Genomic DNA, 14,310 nt, shown 5'->3' on the forward strand with positions numbered 1-14,310 from the left:
CGATGTTCACGCGGCTCATGTCGGCTCGGCGCTTCGCCCCGCTATTCTGGTGTCAGTTCTTCGCCGCCTTCAACGACAACTTCGTGAAGAACGCGATGGCGCTGCTGATCCTCTACGGCATCGCCCATGTGAACGGCGGCGCGCTGGTGACGCTGGCCGGCGGTGTGTTCATCCTGCCCTTCTTCCTGTTCTCCAGCCTGGGCGGGCAACTCGCCGATCGCTACGACAAGTCGCTGATCGCGCGCCGGGTGAAGTTCGCCGAGATCTGGATCGTGCTGGTGGCCAGCGCCGGCTTCGTGCTGCAGTCGATCCCGATGCTGTTCGCCGGCCTGTTCCTGATGGGCGTGCTCAGCGCGCTGTTCGGCCCGGTGAAATACGGCATCCTGCCCGATCATCTGGCCAAGGACGAACTGGTCTCCGGCAATGCGCTGATCGAAATGGCGACCTTCGCCGCCATTCTCGGCGGCACGGTGGCGGGCGCGCTGGCCTTCACCCATACGGGCGAATGGGCGGTGGCCGGCTTCACCTTCGTGCTGGCGGTGATCGCCTGGCTGTCCGCCCGCGCCATCCCCCGCACCCTGCCGGGCGCCCCGGATCTGGTGATCGACCGCAACATCTGGCGCAGCACCATGACGCTGCTGGCCGACCTGAAGGCCGAGCGGCCGATCTGGCGCGGCGCGCTGGTGGTCTCCTGGTTCTGGCTGGTCGGCGCGGTGGTGCTCTCCCTGCTGCCGACGCTGGTGAAGGAGAATATCGGCGGGGTGGAGGGCGTGGTGACGCTGTTCCTCGTCCTGTTCACCGTCGGCGTCGCCATCGGCTCGACGCTGGCGGCCAAGCTCTCGGAAGGGCGCATCCTGATGGCGCTGGTGCCGGCCGCCGGCATCGCCATGGGCGTCTTCGCGCTCGACCTGGCGCTGATGATGAGCGCCGCCGCGCCCGGCCCGGTGCCGGTGGGCTGGTACGATTTCCTCGTCTCCGGGCAGGGCCTGCATGCCGCCATCGGCCTGATCGGCCTCGCCGCGGCCGGCGGCGCCTTCGTCGTGCCGACCTTCGCCTATATCCAGGCCGCCGCCGACGAGGACCGCCGCGCCCGCGTGATCGCCGGCAACAACGTGCTCAACGCCGCCTTCATGGTGGTGGGGGCCGTGGTGGTGGCCGGCCTGCAGATGGCCGGCGTCGGCGCCCCGGCGCTGCTGATGCTGATCGGCGCCTGCTGCTTCGTCGCGGCGATCCTCGCCGGGCGCGCCTTTCAGGGGCAGGTGCTGCGCGACCTGATCCAGATCGTGTTCCGGGTGCTGTTCCGCGTCGAGGTGACGGGGGCCGAGCATCTCAAGGCCGCCGGCCCCGGCTCGGTGATCGCCATCAACCATGTGAGCTTTCTCGACGCGCCGCTGATCATGGCGCTGCTCGACAACGACCCCGTCTTCGCGGTCGACCGCGCCATCGCCGAGAAATGGTGGGTGAAGCCCTTCCTCAAGCTGGTGCGCGCCTTCCCGCTCGACCCGACCAAGCCGATGGCGACCCGCGACCTGATCCGGCAGGTGCAGCAGGGCGAGCAGCTGGTGATCTTCCCCGAGGGGCGCATCACCGTCACCGGCTCGATCATGAAGATCTATGACGGCTCGGCGCTGGTCGCCGACAAGGCCGACGCGCCGGTGGTGCCGGTGCGCATCGAGGGGCTGGAGCAGACCTATTTCTCCCGCCTCGACAGCCACCAGACCCGCAAGCGCCTGTTCCCCAAGGTGCGCGTCACCATCCTGCCGCCGCGCCGGCTGGAGGTCGACAAGCAGCTTCTGGGCCGCAAGCGCCGGCGTGCCGCCGGGGCGGCGCTCTATGACGTGATGAGCGATCTCGTCTTCGAGACCAGCCACACCGGCATGACCGTCTATCAGGCGGTTGAGGAGGCGGCGGTGCGGCTCGGCATGGGGCGGATCGTGCTGGAAGACCCGCTCGGCACCATCCTGTCCTATCGCAAGCTGCTGCTGGGCGTGCGGATCCTCGGCGACAAGCTGGCGCGCGAGACGGCGCGCGGCGAGAAGGTCGGCGTGCTGCTGCCCAACGCCGCCGGCGTCGCCGTCGTGCTGCTCGGCCTCTCGCGCCATGGCCGCGTGCCGGTGATGCTGAACTACACCGCCGGCCCCTCCAATCTGGTGCTGGCCTGCAAGGCGGCGGAGGTGAAGGTCGTCATCGCCTCGCGCGCCTTCGTCGAGAAGGCCCGGCTGGAGGCCGAGGTCGCCGAGCTTTCGAAGCATGTGCGGGTGCTGATGAGCGAGGACATCCGCGCCTCCGTCACCACCACCGACAAGATCAAGGCGATGCTGCCGCTGCCGGCGCCGAAGCCGGCGGACCCGGACGAGCCGGCCTTCGTGCTGTTCACCTCCGGCTCGGAGGGCACGCCCAAGGGCGTCGTGCTCTCCCACCGCAACATGCTGACCAATGTGGCGCAGGTGGCGGCGCGCATCGACTTCTCGCCCGCCGACATCATGTTCAACGTGCTGCCCGTCTTCCATTCCTTCGGGCTCACCGGCGGGCTGGTGCTGCCGATGGTGTCGGGGCTGAAGACCTATCTCTACCCCTCGCCGCTGCACTACCGGATCATCCCAGAACTGGTCTACGCCACCAACGCCACCGCCATCGTCGGCACCGACACCTTCCTCATGGGCTATGCCCGCACCGCCAACCCCTACGATTTCCGCTCGCTGCGCTTCGTGGTGGCGGGCGCCGAGCCGGTGAAGGCGGAGACGCGGCGGGTGTGGATGGAGAAGTTCGGCCACCGCATTCTCGAAGGCTACGGCGTCACCGAATGCGCGCCGGTGCTGGCGGTGAACACGCCGATGTTCAACCGCGTCGGCACGGTGGGGCGGATGCTGCCGGGCATCCACCACCGGCTTGAGCCGGTGACGGGCATCGAGGATGGCGGGCGCCTGCAGGTGCGCGGGCCCAACGTGATGCTCGGCTATGTCCGCGCCGAGGCCCCCGGCGTGCTGGAGCCGCCGGAGCACGGCTGGTACGACACCGGCGACATCGTCGCCCTCGACGAGGAGGGCTTCGTCGCCATTCGCGGCCGGGTGAAGCGCTTCGCCAAGATCGCCGGCGAGATGATTTCGCTCGCCGCCGTCGACGCCATGGCGGCGGCGCTGCGGCCGGATGGCCAGCACGTGACGGTCGCGGTGCCCGATCCCCGGCGCGGCGAGCGGGTGATCCTGATGACCACCACGCCCGACCTGTCCCGCGCGACGATGCAGGAGTTCGGCCGCGAGAGCGGGGCGACCGAGCTGATGATTCCCTCCGAAATCATGGCGATGGACGAACTGCCGCTGCTCGGCTCCGGCAAGGTGGACTTCACCCGGGCGCGCGTTCTCGCGCTCGAAGCCATCGCCGCCCGCGCCGTGGCGGGTGGAGGCAGCGCGTGAGCACGCCGCCGGGCGCCCTCGCCCCTGCCCCCGCCGGCGGCGCGCGGCGCGGGCGGGTGGGCGCCGACACGCGCGCGCGCATCGAGGCGGCGGCGCTGGAGCTTTTCGCCCGCAAGGGCGTCGACGGCACGTCGGTGCGCGACATCGCCGAGAAGGTCGGGGTCAGCGAGGGCGCGCTCTATCGCCATTTCTCCTCGAAGGACGAACTGGCGCGCGAGCTGTTCCTCACCCGCTACGCCGCGCTCGCCCGCGAGATCTGCGCCATCGAGGCGCGCGGGGAGGCGTTCGGCGCGAAGGTCGCGGCGGTGGTGGAACTCGCCTGCCGGATGTTCGACGCCGAGCCGGCGCTGTTCGCCTATCTCCTGATCCACCAGCACGCCCATCTCGCCCATGTGCCGCAGCAGGCCGAGGCCAATGTGGTGGAGGCGGTGGCGCGGCTCATACGCGGCGCCGGCGTGCCTTCCGGGCGCGTCGGCCTCGCCAGCGCGCTGGCGCTCGGCTGCGTGGTGCAGCCGGCGGTGTTCACCCTCTACGGACGGATCGAGCGCCCGCTCATCGCGCAGGCCGGGGCGATCGCGGCGGCGGTGATGGCGATCGTGGAGCAGGCGGGCGGACGCTGAACGCCGTCCTGGCCGGCTTTCTATCCCTCTCCCCGTCGGGGAGAGGGAGCCGGCGCATCGTTTCGATCAGCGCCTTGCCTGAAGGCGCGTCATCCCGGACGGCCGAAGGCCGATCCGGGACCGCTGCCCGGCAAGGCACGGCACACGATCCCGGTTCTCCGCTGCGCTTCGGCCGGGATGACGTTCAGCGACTTCTCACGACCAAGAGAAGCGCGGGGCGCGCCTCAGAACAGCTTCATGCCGGGCGGGATCGGCAGGCCGGCGGTCAGCGCCTGCGTCTTCTCCTGCACCAGACGCTCGCCCTTGGCGCGCGCATCCGCATGGGCGGCGACGATCAGGTCCTCGACGATTTCGGCCTCGTCGGGATTGAGCAGGCTCGGGTCGACGCGCACCGACTTCAGCGCGCCCTTGGCGGTGAGGCGCACATTGACGAGCCCGCCGCCCGCCGCGCCGTCGACCTCGATGGTGTCGAGCTCGGCCTGGAGCTGCTCCATCTTGGCCTGCATCTCCTTCACCTTGGACATGATGCCGAGAAGGTCTTTCATTCGGGACTCCTGTTCAGAACTCGATCTCGTCGTCCGGCCCCGGGCCGTCCTCGCGGGCGGCGATCAGGTCGGCATCGTTCATGAAGCCGGCCTCCGGCTCGTCGGGGGCGTTGGTGCGCACATCCACGATGGACGCGCCGGGAAAGCGCGCCAGCGCGGCGGCCACCAGCGGGTCGGCGCGCACGCCGGTCATCATGGCGTCGCGCTGGGCGGCGGCGCGCTCGGCCAGCGTGGGCTCGCCCTCCTCGCGCGAAATCGCCACCAGCCAGCGCCGCCCGGTCCATTCGGAAAGCTTCGACTGCAACTCCTGAACCACGTTCGGCGAGCCGCCGGGGGCGAGCGCCACCTCCAGCTTTCCGTCCTCGAAGGCGACGAGGCGGACATGGTTTTCCAGCGCGAACTTCATGCGCAGGTCGCGCTTGGCGACGGCGAGCGGGATCAGGTCCTCGAAGGTGGCGATGCCGACGCCGGGCGCCGCTTCCGCCGGCGAAGGGGCGGCGGCGGGGCGCGGCGTGCCGCGCGCGGCGACCGAGAGATGGCTGGCGGAGGCGCTCGGCGCGGCGTTCGGGGCGCTCTGCGGCGCGGGGAAGGCGCGCGGCGCGGTCGCCGCCATGGCCGAGGCGCCGCCCCCTCCGCCGCCGCCGCCGCCCGAGGGGGCGGGCGAGGAGGGTGCAGGAGGCGCCGACCGGCCGGCTTGTGCTTCGCCAGCCCCGTCGCGCAGGCGCCGCAGCGCCTCGTCCGGGGTCGGCAGGTCGCTCGCATAGGCGAGGCGCACCAGCACCATCTCGGCCGCCTGCATGGGCTTGGCCGCCTGCTGCACCTCGGCGAGCCCCTTTGTGAGCATTTGCCACGCCCGCGCCAGCACGCGCATGGACAGGCCCCTGGCGAAATCGCGCCCGCGCGTGCGCTCGGCTTCCACCAAAGCGGGGTCGTCGGCGGTCTCGGGCAGGATCTTCAGCTTGGTGACGAGATGGGTGAACTCGGCGAGGTCGGCGATCACCACCGCCGGGTCGGCGCCGGAATCGTACTGCTCGCGCAGCTCGGTCAGCGCCTGCCCGATATCGCCCTTCATCAGCGCCCCGAACAGGTCGATGACGCGGCCGCGATCGGCGAGGCCGAGCAGGGCGCGCACCTGCTCGCCATGGACCATGCCGCCCGCAGACTGGCCGCCGGAATGGGCGATGGCCTGGTCGAGCAGCGAGAGCGCGTCGCGCACCGAGCCTTCCGCCGCGCGGGCGACGAGGCTGAGCGCCTCGGTGTCGATGCCGACGCCTTCCGCCTCGCAGATGGCGCGCAGGTGCCGGGCCAGCGTGCCGGCCTCGACGCGGCGCAGGTCGAAGCGCTGCGTGCGCGAGAGCACCGTGACCGGCACCTTGCGGATTTCGGTGGTGGCGAAGATGAACTTCACATGCTCGGGCGGCTCTTCCAGCGTCTTCAGCAGCCCGTTGAAGGCCGCCGTGGAGAGCATGTGCACTTCGTCGATGATGAAGACCTTGTAGCGCGCCAGCACCGGCTTGTAGCGCGCCGCCTCGATGATCTCGCGGATGTCGCCGATGCCGGTGTTGGAGGCGGCGTCCATCTCCTGCACGTCGACATGGCGGCTCTCGATGATGTCGCGGCAGTGGCGGCCGAGCACGGGCATGTCGAGGGTGGGCGCGCCACCACCCGCCGGCCCGTCGGCCGGCTCGTAATTGAGCGCGCGGGCGAGGATGCGGGCGGTGGTGGTCTTGCCGACGCCGCGCACGCCGGTGAGGATGTAGGCCTGCGCGATCCGCCCGGAGGTGAAGGCGTTGGACAGCGTGCGGACCATCGCCTCCTGACCGATCAGGTCGGCGAAGGTCTGCGGCCGGTATTTGCGCGCGAGCACGCGATAGGGGGTGTTCGACGCGGGAGCCGCGGCCGGTACGGCCGGGAGCGGGCCGAGATCGAAGCCCGACCCGTCATCGGCCGTGTGCGTCAGGTCGGGTGTATCCGGGCTGTCGGCGTTCATGGCCCTTACATAGCATCGCCAGGCGCGAAGGGCGCAACGCCGCGACGACGCGAGCGGGAATTTTCCGGGGACGGGATGGCGACGGGGAGCTTCCGGGCCATCGTCGGGCTCCCGCCGATCGTCATCCCGGACGGCCGCAGGCCGATCCGGGATCGTTGTCGGAGCTGGACCGGAACGTTCCGAGGGGGCGGCGCAGGGGCGGCTTCGAAAGGAGCGGCACGCGATCCCGGCTCTCGCTTCGCCCGGCCGGGATGACGGCGCTCCGACACGCGGCGGCGTCCGCTCGGAAAGCCGGGCGCGTGGTCGGCCGCAATGTGGGGATAGGGTGGGAGGCTGGACAGAGACCCGATCCGGGCTCGTTGGGGCTGCTTCCTTCCGGACCTGACCCGGTTGGCGAGTGGCTCGTCCACCGCCAACCTCCCGCCGCCTATATCGGTCAGATGCGGGCACGATGCAAGGGGGCGTCGCCGCCCCTGTGCCGCGCCTAGCCCTCCCCCAGCGCCGCCAGCAACGCGTAGACCGCCTTCACCCGCTCGGCATTGGGATAGTTGCGGTTGGCGAGCAACACGATGCCGAGACGGCGCGCCGGCAGCAGGACGGCGTAGCAGCCGAAGCCGGAGGTGGAGCCGGTCTTGTTGACATAGGAGGCGGGCACCGGCGCCAGCGGCGGGTCGAGCCGGGCGATGGGCTGCGGCTTGAGCGCCATATCCAGCGCATTGCCGGCGAGCAGGCGGTCGAGCCCGACCGGCCAGGGATAGCGCTCCCAGATCATCTCCTGCACATAGTCGGCGGTCTCGAAATAGCCGGTATGGGTGCGCGCGAGGGCGCGGGCCAGTTCCTCCGGTACGCGCGCCGCGCCGAGCTGGGCGTCGAGGAAGGCGAGCATGTCGGCGGCGGTGGACTTCACGCCATAGGCTTCCGGCTCCAGCAGCGCCGGGGTCACGCGCACCGGCGCGTTCGCCTTGTTGTAGCCCATGGCGTAGCGCGCCTTCGCTCCCGCCGGCACCTCGATGAAGGCGCTCTTCAGCCCCAGCGGCGCGAAAAGCTCGCCCTCCGCCGCGCGGGCGAAGGAGGTGCCGAAGGCCCGCGCGGCGAGGAGGCCGAGCACGCCGATGCTGACATTGGAGTAGGAGCGCCGTGTCGCCGGCGGGGCGGCCGGGCGCCATTCCCTCAGCCAGCCGAGCAATGCCGCCTCGCTGCGAATGCCGTCGGGAAGCTGCAACGGCATGCCGCCGGTGGCGTGGGTGGCGAGGTCGATGGCGGTGAGCGCACCGAACGGCGTGCCCGCCACCTCCGGCAGTGCCACGCCGAGCGGGGCGGAAAGGTCCAGCCGGCCGCGTTCGGCGGCCAGCGCGGCGAGCGCCACGGTGAAGGTCTTGCTCACCGAGCCGAGCTCGAACAGCGTGTCGGCCATGACGGGGCGCCCCCGCTCGCGCGCGGTGACGCCCAGCGCGACGGTGGCGTGCCGCCCCTCGCGGGTGACGCCGAGCACGAGGCCGGGAATCCCGTTGGCTTTCATCAGCGCGCGCAGGGCCGGCCCGGCGAGGCGCTCGAGCCCGGCATCCTCCGCCGCCTGGGCGCGGGAGGGGCAAAGGGCGGCGGCGGCGACCGGCAGCAGGGCGGATGCCAGCAGCGCGCGGCGTGAAAGGCGGGTCATGGGTGGCCTCCCCGTATTTTATTAGCCGGCGAATTTATCCGTCGCGCGGATCAGGCGGTCGAGGATGCCGGGTTCGGAATAGGCATGGCCGGCGCCCTCGATCAGGTGGAACTCCGCCTCGGGCCAGGCCTTGTGCAGCTCCCACGCATAACGCGCCGGGCAGGGCATGTCGTAGCGCCCGTGCACGATGACGCCGGGAATGCCCCTGAGCCGGTGCGCGTCGTTCAGGAGCTGGCGGTCGCCGAGCCACGCATCGTGGAAGAAATAGTGGTTCTCGATGCGGGCGAAGGCGAGCGCGAAATGGCCGTCATGGAAGGCGTCGGCGGTCGCCGGCTCGGGCAGCAGGGTGATGGTCTCGCCCTCCCAGATCGACCATGCCTTCGCGGCGGCCAGCTTCTTCGCCTCGTCGGCCCCGGTGAGCAGGGCGCGATAGGCGCGCACCGGGTCGGCGCGCTCCTCGGGCGTCTCCAGCGGGGCGAGGAAGCCCTCCCATTTGTCGGGGAACATCTCCGACACGCCGAAGCGGTAGTACCAGTCGAGCTCGGAGCGGGTGACGGTGTAGACGCCGCGCAGGATCAGCTCGGACACCCGCTCGGGATGGGTCTCGGCATAGGCGAGCGCCAGCGTCGAACCCCAGGAGCCGCCGAAGACCTGCCATTTCTGGAACCCGAATGTCTCGCGCAGCCGCTCGATGTCGGCGACGAGATGCCAGGTGGTGTTGGCCTCCAGCTCCGCATGGGGGGTGGAGCGCCCGCAGCCGCGCTGGTCGAACAGGATGACGTCGTAGCGGGCGGGATCGAACAGGCGCCGCTGGTTCGGCATCAGCCCGCCGCCCGGCCCGCCATGCAGGAACACCGCCGGCTTGGCGCCCCTTGTGCCGACGCGTTCCCAATAGATGGAATGGCCGTTGCCCACATCGAGCATGCCGCTCTCGAAGGGTTCGATCGGCGGGTAGAGAGTGCGCAGTTCGCTCATGTCGGGGCCTTCGGAAGGGTTGAGTTGCCGGCGCCCGTTACCGGGTGCCGGGGCGCAGTTACGCCGACCGTGCGCCGCGCAGGCTCGGCAGCAGGAAGGCGAGCAGGCCGAAGGCCGGCAGGAAGGCGCAGACCTGATACACCGCGTCGATGCCGTGGCGGTCGGCGAAAAGCCCGAGCGCCGCCGCCGCCAGCCCGCCGAGGCCGAACACCAGCCCGTAGAAGAAGCCGCCGATCAGCCCGATGCGGTGCGGCATCAGCTCGATGGCGTAGACGAGGATGGCGGCGAAGGCGCTCGACATCACGAGGTTGATGATGACGGTCAGCACGCCCGTCCACACCAGCCCGACATGAGGCAGCATCAGCGTGAAGGGCAGGGCGCCGAGGATCGAGAACCAGATGATCTTGTTGCGCCCGATGCGGTCGCCCAGCATGCCGCCGAACAGCACGCCGGCGGCCGAGGAGACGAGGAACAGGAACAGCATCACCTGCGAGGTCTGCACCGACACGTCGAAACGCTCGATCAGGTAGAAGGTGTAGAACGAGGTGAAGCTCGCCGTGTAGGCGGTCTTCGAGCACAGCAGCACGATGAGGATGGCGAGCGGGAAGGCCACCTCGCGGAAGGGCCGGTGCGCCACCTCCGGTTCATGCGCATGCCCCGGCCGGCGGGTCGGCGTCGCGAGTGCGCGGTGGCTCGCGGTCCAGCCCAGCAGCGGCATGGCGATGAGCGCGGCGGCGCAGAACCAAGCGAGGCTCGACTGGCCGTTCGGCACGATGATGAAGGCGGCCAGCAGCGGGCCGATCGAGCCGCCGAACTGCCCGCCGACCTGGAACAGGCCCTGCGCGAAGCCGTGGCGCCCGCCCGAGGCGCGGCGCGCCATGCGCGTCGCCTCGGGGTGGAAGATCGAGGAGCCGATGCCCACGCACGCGGCCGCCACCAGCAGCAGCGGGTAGGAGCCCGCATAGGCCAGCCCGACCAGCCCGACGAGGGTGAAGCCCATGCCCGCCACGGTGGAATAGGGCAGCGGGTAGCGGTCGGTATACATGCCGATCAGCGGCTGAAGCAGCGAGGCCGATATCTGGAAGGCCAGCGTGATGATGCCGATCTGGCCGAAATCGAGCGCGTAGGAGGCCTTGATGATCGGGTAGATCGCCGGGATCAGCGACTGGATCATGTCGTTGAGGAAATGCGCCGCGCTGAGCGCGACCAGCACCGGCATGGCGGTACGGCGCACGGCATCGGCCGGGATATTCAGGCTCATGGCGGGTCACTTCACCTACGCGGCGCCGGGGGGAACGCCTCGTCCATCACTAGGACAAGGCGCGGCCGGCGACAATTGCCGAGGGCGGGAGCCTGCCCCGCCCGCCGGCGATGGCGGGAGCGGGCGGCCGGCGCTATAGCTTGGCCGCGCCCGCAGTTCGGCCGGGCACCGGAGCCGCTGGCGGCGATGAGCGACACAGCCTTTTCTCTCGATCCGCGCCTCGAGGCCGACACCTTCCCGGTGATCGACCTCGCGCTTGCCAGCGTGCGGCTGATGGACGATGCCCGCTTTCCCTGGGCCATCCTGGTGCCGCGCCGGCCGGGGCTTTCCGAGCTGATCGAGCTGGAGGGCTCCTCGCGCGCGACGCTCACCGCCGAGATCGACCATGTGAGCCGGGCGCTGAAGGCGCTGACGAACTGCGACAAGCTGAACGTCGCCGCGCTCGGCAATCAGGTGCGCCAGCTCCACATCCATGTCATCGCCCGCTTTACCGGCGATCCGGCCTGGCCGGGGCCGGTCTGGGGCGTGGGCGAGCGCCGGACCTATGCGGCGCCGCAGGCGATGCTGACGGTGGCGCGGCTGCGCAGCGCACTGGAAGCCGCCTGATGGCGACGCACACGCTGGGGGAGTGGCCCCATCTCGGCTATGTCGGCTCGCGGCTGGACCGGGCGAGCCTGCGGCGCGGCGAGGCGGAGGCGATGCTCGCCGATCCGCACGCCCGCGCCTGCCTCGTCGCCGGCGACAGCCTCGTGCTGAAGCGCCGGCCCGGCATGGGCGAAGGCAAGGGCGCGTTCGAGGCGCTGTTCCCGCTGGGCGAGGCCGTCGCGCTCGGCGGGCGCACGGGCGAGGCCTGCCTGCTCGGCCTCGACGGCGAGACCCCGCATTTCGTGCTGCCGCTGCACGCCGCCGCGCTCGCGGTGCTGGCCGAGCGCGAGGACCTGTTCGTCACCGATCTGCGCTCCATCGCCGTGCAGGAGCTGGTGAGCGCGGACGAGATCGGCCAGCTCGCCACCGCCAAGGCGATGATCGCCTGGCATGCGCGGCGCAGCTTCTGCTCCAATTGCGGGGAACGGCTGGTGGTCGGCGAGGCCGGCTGGCGGCGCGAATGCCCGCATTGCGGCTCGCAGCATTTCCCGCGCACCGATCCGGTCGTCATCATGCTGACGGTGGACGGCGACGAGTGCCTTCTGGGGCGTTCGGCCCGCTTCGCGCCGGGCATGTGGTCGTGCCTCGCCGGCTTCGTCGAGCCGGGCGAGACCTTCGAACAGGCGGTGCGGCGCGAGACCATGGAGGAGACCGGCGTCGCCACCGGCGCGGTGCGCTACCTCGCCTCCCAGCCCTGGCCGTTCCCGATGTCGGTGATGATCGGCTTTCACGCGCAGGGCGCCTCGCGCGCCATCACCGTCGACCCGAACGAGATCGAGGCGGCGCGCTGGTTCCACCGCGACGAGGTGCGCCTGCTGCTCGACCGTACCCACCCGGACGGACTGATCGCGCCCCCGCCCATGGCGATCGCGCATCATCTGATCCGCGCCTTCGTGGAAGGGCGCGACCCGCCGGCGGGGTGAGGGGGCGCCGCGCGATCTAAAGAAGCCGTCATCCCGGCCGGAGTGAAGCGATTGGCCTTTGGCGGCCGAAATACGGCCGCTATGGGTTAGTCATATCCCAACCGCATTTCGGCCTTGAGGTTAGCGTTGCGGCGACCTGGCGGTATCGAAATTTTCAACGACGGCCCATCGTCCGCCAACTAGAACACCTAGCTAGAAGCTGCTGCCATCAGGATCTGCACGATTGCCATCAAAAGACCGGCGATTCCCGTTACCCCGGCGAGCGTAGGGGAGCGCAAGAGACGCATGATTTCAGGCCAGAGCGGGTCTGGAGTTTCGATAAGTTTTTCAGCAGATTCTATTAATGCCATAGCGTTAGCTGTATGAGCGTTTGACAGCTTGGCTGATTCGATGACTAATCGAATCTCTCTGAGAATTCGACGAATCTCAGATTTTTGATATTCAGATAAATTAAAGCGACCGGTCCATGCCGCGCTGTCTGCACGGACAGGAATATCACCCCGCTGTACGGCGTCGAACCCGGCTGCAGTAATTTGAAATAATCGACCACCGGACATTTGATATGCTTGGCGGGTGATTATGAGTCCGGATGACTCGAGATCATCCGTAAGTGTCAATATATATTGATTATTATTTTCTAATCCTGTATATTTTTTTATTGTTGGAATAGTACAATATCTTTTATCTCCAGAATTAAGACGTATATATAGATAATTAAGAATTTTAATTTGATCGTCTTTGGCGCTCATATATTTTTCCTCTCAATAGATTATTGTTATATCATGGCGCGTCACGAGCTTTGAATCATCTTGCATGGGATCGCTGCGCGATCCTCGACTGATCCAGCGCGTCAACTGGGGCTGCCGTTAGCCAGTCGCCGTCAGGCTAGGTGATGAGTTTGGCGGGGGCCGCCCAGCCTCAGTCCCGCGTCCACGGCCGGAAATGCTTGGAGAGCTTCAGTCCCTGCGCCTGATAGTTCGAGCCGAGCCCCTCGCCATAGAGGGTGCGCGGGCGCTCCAGCATGCGCTCATAGACCAGCCGGCCGACGATCTGGCCGTCCTCCAGGATGAACGGCACCTCGCGCGAGCGCACCTCCAGCACGGCACGGGCGCCGTGATGCGGGCTGGCATGGCCGCCGGCGGCCGCGTGGCCGAAGCCGGGGTCGAAGAAGCCGGCGTAATGCACGCGGAACTCGCCCACCAGCGGATCGAACGGCACCATCTCCGCCGCGTGTCCGGGCGGCACGTGCACGGCTTCCTTGGAGGCGAGGATGTAGAAGGCGTCGGGGTCCAGCACCAGCTCGCGCCGGCCGCGGGTGAACAGCGGCTCCCAATAGTCCTCGACGTCGCAGGCGGCGCGGCGGTCGACGTCGATCAGGCCGGTATGGTGCTTGGCGCGGAAACCAAGCAGGCCGCCGAAGCCGGCGCCCGACAGGTCGACGCTCACCGCGATGCCGCCGCCGGTGGTGTCCGGCGTCGCGCTGTCGACCAGCGTCTCCGCGAGATTGAGCGCGCCCAGCGCCTCCTCGTCCAGCCGGGCGTCGCCGCGCCGGAAGCGGATCTGCGACAGCCGCGAGCCGCGCCGCACCAGGATCGGGAAGGTGCGCGGGCTGATTTCGAGATAGAGCTTCCCCTCATAGCCGGCGGGCACGATGTCGAAGGCGCGCGCGCGGTCGGCGATGACGCGGGTGAACACGTCCAGCCGGCCGGTGGAGCTCTTGGGGTTGGCCGAAGCGGCGATGTCGGAGGGCAGGGCCAGCGCCTCCTCCAGCTCGACCAGATAGACGCAGCCGGTTTCCAGCACCTCGCCGGAGGTGAGGTCGAGCGTGTGCAGGGCGAGGCGCGCGAGGCGGTCCGCCACGCTCTCGCCGGGGCCGGGCAAGAAGCTGGCGCGGATGCGCCAGGCGGTCGGCCCCAGCCGCAGGTCGAGGCTGGCGGGCTGCACCTGATCGGCATCGAAGGGGCGGGCGGCGGTGATCGCGCCGCGCCCCGCCAGCGCCTCGATGGCATGGCCCGGCAGGATGCCCTCGCCCATCAGACCTGAATCCGCCACGCCCGTCGCTCCGCTGCCGAAAAGGATCGCCTTGAGTTGAGCCAAGGCCCCGTTCGCTTTACCGGACGCGCCCCTTGACGCCAAGTCCGGTGCGGGAGTAAGCGAAGCTTTCGAACGTGGTCATTTGAGCCGGCCGGCTTGCCGCCACGCTAAACAAGGTTGCTAAAAAGGTCGGGGCCGCGCAGCGCATGCGCGTGGGCGTTCCCGGTCTGTGCAGGATACCGGAGCC

General features: G+C 69.4%; 11 protein-coding genes, 1 other RNA gene and 1 riboswitch. Of the genes, 4 read left to right on the top strand and 8 right to left on the bottom strand.

Annotated elements, in window-relative coordinates:
* The first annotated feature begins 2 nt into the window (after positions 1–2).
* Both GBB76_RS15065 and GBB76_RS15070 read left to right on the top strand, forming a co-directional pair.
* On the top strand, positions 3–3,413 hold the full coding sequence (locus GBB76_RS15065; RefSeq protein WP_152304059.1) for an acyl-[ACP]--phospholipid O-acyltransferase: 3,411 nt from the start codon (positions 3–5) through the stop codon (positions 3,411–3,413).
* Complete coding sequence (locus GBB76_RS15070) at positions 3,410–4,033, top strand: TetR/AcrR family transcriptional regulator (RefSeq protein WP_152304060.1); 624 nt, start codon at positions 3,410–3,412, stop codon at positions 4,031–4,033. The genes GBB76_RS15065 and GBB76_RS15070 overlap by 4 nt, the downstream gene beginning before the upstream one ends.
* A gap of 224 nt (positions 4,034–4,257) precedes the next feature.
* Here GBB76_RS15070 and GBB76_RS15075 read toward each other — a convergent pair whose 3' ends face one another.
* The 6 genes from GBB76_RS15075 to GBB76_RS15100 all read right to left on the bottom strand — a co-directional run bounded on the left by GBB76_RS15075 (position 4,258) and on the right by GBB76_RS15100 (position 10,461).
* Positions 4,258–4,578, bottom strand: a complete 321-nt coding sequence (locus GBB76_RS15075) for a YbaB/EbfC family nucleoid-associated protein (RefSeq protein ID WP_152304061.1) — start codon at positions 4,576–4,578, stop codon at positions 4,258–4,260.
* Positions 4,579–4,591: 13 nt separating this feature from the next.
* Positions 4,592–6,568 (bottom strand): DNA polymerase III subunit gamma/tau, encoded by a 1,977-nt coding sequence (locus GBB76_RS15080; RefSeq protein ID WP_152304062.1) that lies wholly within the window; start codon positions 6,566–6,568, stop codon positions 4,592–4,594.
* Positions 6,569–6,892: 324 nt separating this feature from the next.
* Positions 6,893–6,990, bottom strand: an RNA gene (gene ffs / locus GBB76_RS15085) — signal recognition particle sRNA small type.
* Between the two features lie 62 nt (positions 6,991–7,052).
* Complete coding sequence (ampC, locus tag GBB76_RS15090) at positions 7,053–8,225, bottom strand: class C beta-lactamase (protein ID WP_152304063.1); 1,173 nt, start codon at positions 8,223–8,225, stop codon at positions 7,053–7,055.
* Between the two features lie 21 nt (positions 8,226–8,246).
* Positions 8,247–9,200 (bottom strand): prolyl aminopeptidase, encoded by a 954-nt coding sequence (gene pip / locus GBB76_RS15095; protein WP_152304064.1) that lies wholly within the window; start codon positions 9,198–9,200, stop codon positions 8,247–8,249.
* A 58-nt stretch (positions 9,201–9,258) separates the two neighbouring features.
* A complete protein-coding gene (locus GBB76_RS15100) occupies positions 9,259–10,461 on the bottom strand; it encodes an MFS transporter (protein ID WP_152304065.1) in 1,203 nt (400 codons plus the stop codon).
* A 186-nt stretch (positions 10,462–10,647) separates the two neighbouring features.
* On the opposite strand from GBB76_RS15100, the gene GBB76_RS15105 reads away from it, so the two are divergent.
* Positions 10,648–11,067, top strand: a complete 420-nt coding sequence (locus GBB76_RS15105; RefSeq protein WP_152304066.1) for an HIT domain-containing protein — start codon at positions 10,648–10,650, stop codon at positions 11,065–11,067.
* Positions 11,067–12,029, top strand: a complete 963-nt coding sequence (gene nudC / locus GBB76_RS15110; RefSeq protein ID WP_152304067.1) for an NAD(+) diphosphatase — start codon at positions 11,067–11,069, stop codon at positions 12,027–12,029. The genes GBB76_RS15105 and nudC overlap by 1 nt, the downstream gene beginning before the upstream one ends.
* A gap of 188 nt (positions 12,030–12,217) precedes the next feature.
* Here nudC and GBB76_RS15115 read toward each other — a convergent pair whose 3' ends face one another.
* Complete coding sequence (locus GBB76_RS15115; protein WP_152304068.1) at positions 12,218–12,778, bottom strand: hypothetical protein; 561 nt, start codon at positions 12,776–12,778, stop codon at positions 12,218–12,220.
* A gap of 169 nt (positions 12,779–12,947) precedes the next feature.
* Positions 12,948–14,063, bottom strand: coding sequence for a 2'-deoxycytidine 5'-triphosphate deaminase (locus GBB76_RS15120; protein ID WP_152304908.1), 1,116 nt, complete (start codon positions 14,061–14,063; stop codon positions 12,948–12,950).
* A gap of 124 nt (positions 14,064–14,187) precedes the next feature.
* Positions 14,188–14,268, top strand: a riboswitch (SAM riboswitch).
* Positions 14,269–14,310 lie beyond the last annotated feature (42 nt).

Origin of the sequence: Ancylobacter sp. TS-1, from assembly GCF_009223885.1 — a bacterium.
Taxonomy (GTDB): Bacteria; Pseudomonadota; Alphaproteobacteria; order Rhizobiales; family Xanthobacteraceae; genus Ancylobacter.

What these genes read in the sequence shown, in the direction of transcription:
- GBB76_RS15100 (WP_152304065.1), bottom strand. Translation starts at nt 10,461, where the DNA reads ATGAGCCTGAATATCCCGGCCGATGCCGTGCGCCGTACCGCCATGCCG.
- GBB76_RS15120 (WP_152304908.1), bottom strand. Translation starts at nt 14,063, where the DNA reads ATGGGCGAGGGCATCCTGCCGGGCCATGCCATCGAGGCGCTGGCGGGG.
- nudC (WP_152304067.1), top strand. Translation starts at nt 11,067, where the DNA reads ATGGCGACGCACACGCTGGGGGAGTGGCCCCATCTCGGCTATGTCGGC.
- pip (WP_152304064.1), bottom strand. Translation starts at nt 9,200, where the DNA reads ATGAGCGAACTGCGCACTCTCTACCCGCCGATCGAACCCTTCGAGAGC.
- GBB76_RS15105 (WP_152304066.1), top strand. Translation starts at nt 10,648, where the DNA reads ATGAGCGACACAGCCTTTTCTCTCGATCCGCGCCTCGAGGCCGACACC.
- GBB76_RS15080 (WP_152304062.1), bottom strand. Translation starts at nt 6,568, where the DNA reads ATGAACGCCGACAGCCCGGATACACCCGACCTGACGCACACGGCCGAT.
- GBB76_RS15065 (WP_152304059.1), top strand. Translation starts at nt 3, where the DNA reads ATGTTCACGCGGCTCATGTCGGCTCGGCGCTTCGCCCCGCTATTCTGG.
- ampC (WP_152304063.1), bottom strand. Translation starts at nt 8,225, where the DNA reads ATGACCCGCCTTTCACGCCGCGCGCTGCTGGCATCCGCCCTGCTGCCG.
- GBB76_RS15075 (WP_152304061.1), bottom strand. Translation starts at nt 4,578, where the DNA reads ATGAAAGACCTTCTCGGCATCATGTCCAAGGTGAAGGAGATGCAGGCC.
- GBB76_RS15115 (WP_152304068.1), bottom strand. Translation starts at nt 12,778, where the DNA reads ATGAGCGCCAAAGACGATCAAATTAAAATTCTTAATTATCTATATATA.